This is a genomic window from Paraburkholderia sp. SIMBA_053, from assembly GCF_046534895.1.
Classification (GTDB): Bacteria; Pseudomonadota; Gammaproteobacteria; order Burkholderiales; family Burkholderiaceae; genus Paraburkholderia; species Paraburkholderia caledonica.
The window spans coordinates 1-238 of sequence record NZ_JAWRXU010001659.1; the positions used below are offsets into that span (position 1 = coordinate 1).

General features: G+C 63.0%; 1 protein-coding gene. It reads right to left on the reverse strand.

Annotation, left to right across the window (positions count from 1 at the left end; all coding sequences use genetic code 11):
- On the reverse strand, positions 1-238 hold a 238-nt coding region (locus tag SB753_RS41190), incomplete at both ends, for a gamma-glutamyl-gamma-aminobutyrate hydrolase family protein (protein WP_410805697.1).

Below are 238 nucleotides of genomic sequence, written 5' to 3' on the forward strand. Positions count from 1 at the left end.
GTAGATGCAGCGCATGCGAAGGCCCGTACTGCACGTCGAGGTCGTCTTCCTTGTTCTCGCGGTGGTCGTCATAGCCGTCCACCGTTTGAACGCTTTGATGCAGCGTTCCGCCGAATACGACATTCATTTCCTGAAAGCCACGGCAAATAGCGAGCACGGGGATGCCTGCGTCGATTGCGGCGCGCAACAGCGGCAGCGTCGTCGCGTCGCGTGCGGCGTCGTGCAGGGTGCCGGGCGC